General features: G+C 40.8%; 1 protein-coding gene and 1 pseudogene. Both read left to right on the top strand.

The genetic code is table 11. The annotated features are described in order from the left end of the window. Position 1: 1 nt before the first annotated feature. Positions 2 to 217: pseudogene (locus tag OQV04_RS24340) on the top strand (DUF3987 domain-containing protein); the annotation flags it as partial. A 251-nt stretch (positions 218 to 468) separates the two neighbouring features. Continuing rightward, positions 469 to 1,902: a YfjI family protein gene (locus tag OQV04_RS24345; protein ID WP_000335694.1), complete on the top strand. Its 1,434-nt coding sequence runs from the start codon at positions 469 to 471 to the stop codon at positions 1,900 to 1,902. Positions 1,903 to 2,245 lie beyond the last annotated feature (343 nt).

The raw sequence follows: 2,245 nt of genomic DNA on the forward strand, positions 1-2,245 counted from the left end.
CATCAAACCGGATACTCCGTATCCAGTATATGCGCAACCATCAATGACTGGAAATGCAATAATTGAAACTCAACACAATGAAAAAGCATCTCTGGCTATGACTACCACATCATTATTAACAGCGATGTCAATTGCCTGTCAGAATCAGATTGACGTGTGCAACCCCGGGAATTTACGTGGGCCTGTTAATATTTACACTATGGTTCTGGCTGATTCCTGAGAAAGGAAAAAGACCGGGGGGAAGGTGTTAGTGAAATAATTTTAGGAGGTGTTAAGAATGAGAAACATGAATGATATTTCGTGGTAAATAACACAGTATGAACTGAATTAACCTTATCGGTTTATTAAACATCAGATCTACAGATATTCTGTATTTCTCAGAACATTAGGTCTGAACAGCAGCTATTTCGCTATTATAGCGGGAGTTGCTGCTACTTTACTAACCCATTAATGAAAAGAGAGGCTTTTATGTGCTTACTTGCACCAGAAAATCCTTATCCGATATATGCACTACCACCGCTGGTGAGAAATGCAATAATTGAAACTCAAAAAAATACACAGGCACCTTTGGCTATGGTGGCGACATCCGCATTAACAGCGTTCTCAAGTGCCTGTCAGAATCAGATTGACGTGTGCAGACCTGGAAATTTACGTGGGCCTGTTAATCTTTACTCTCTGATTCTGGCTGATTCCGGTGAAAGGAAAACGACCGTGGATAAAGTGTTTATGAAAGCATTTTATCTCAGGGATGAAGCCCTGGCGGAAGAATACGCGAAACTGGTTGAGAATTACAGTACAGAAAAGGAAATATGGGAGCAAAAGCAAAAAGCACTGGAGTCAAAATTGCATAAAGAAATTCGCGCCGGTAAAGATTGTAAGGCAACAGAGTCAGAGCTTAAAAGACATCTGAATAAATGTCCTGTTCCGCCGCAGATACGCCGGACAATTTTCAATGAGACAACGATAGAGGGAATGTTAAAATATTATTCCGACAGCAATCGCTCTTTTGCTCTTGTATCCAGTGAAGGAGGAATAATTTTTGATGGCCGGGCAATGAGTAAACTTGGAATACTTAACTCTTTGTGGGATGGTGGTTCTCTTTTCATCGACAGGAAATCATCTCCCGGAATTATTTTGAAGGATCCAAGACTGACGGTATCGGTGATGATTCAGCCTGATGTTTACCAGAAAGGTTTTTGTACGCGAAAAAAAGAACTTGTGAAAACGTCAGGACATCATGCAAGGTTTTTGATGTGTCAACCAACATCAACGCAGGGGACAAGGATAATAACCGGAGATAATTATTCATCACAGTATCAGGATTTGTTTGAACAGAGGATCAATGAGCTTATTGATGAAAATCTGGCGATGAGTGGTGAACGACGTTGCCTTCACTTTTCTCCTCAGGCTGCCAGAATCTGGACGGATTATTACAACGATGTGGAATCGAAGCTGGGGGGATTGGGGCCTTTAAGACATTGCCGGGAATATGCTGCTAAAAATGCAGAGTATATGGCAAGACTGGCAGGACTTATTCACCATTCGAGCGGTGAAGAGGGGGACATTTCCCCTTACACTGCAGAAATGGCGAGAGAATTAGCAATATGGTACGGTAATGAGTATGTGCGGTTGTCTAATCCGTTAACTTTTGACAACCCTGCCCTGACCGTACCTGTGCGACTCATTCCAGAGGAGCTTGAACTTTTCAACTGGATAAAAAGCTATTGCATTGAGAAGGGGATCCCCTGTATGAAAAAAAATGATATTTTACAGCGTGGTCCGAACCGTTTCCGGAAAAAGGATAAAATCAACTGGTTACTGGATTTACTGTATGAACAAAACAGAGTTGTACCGGTTATTGAGGGAAAAACGTTGTGTGTCGCACCTAACTTTGACCTCTGAACGACTTAATCGTTGACTAACATATAGTCTCCTCTGCTACTTGCGGAGGAGACTAATGCCTTTACCATGTCAGCGTTGTATTAGAAAACTCTGGTACAGGTCAGTCAGTAAATATAACTGGTGTAACCACTATTTACTATTGGATATCCTGTTGCTCAGGATATTGTCGGCTTTAGTCTGAGATGAGGTGGGGCCTTCATTGTTTTCGTATTCAATAAATAATTTAGGTTAATTAGTATTATTAATGGGAGTTATGGTATTGTGTGGTGGTATCTGTGGTATAACTTATCTCTTTTTATCGTAATGTCTCCCCATATACTAATTAACCTAAATTATTTATTGA

Origin of the sequence: Escherichia sp. Lx600-2 (assembly GCF_036662595.1) — a bacterium.
Classification (GTDB): domain Bacteria; phylum Pseudomonadota; class Gammaproteobacteria; order Enterobacterales; family Enterobacteriaceae; genus Escherichia; species Escherichia coli.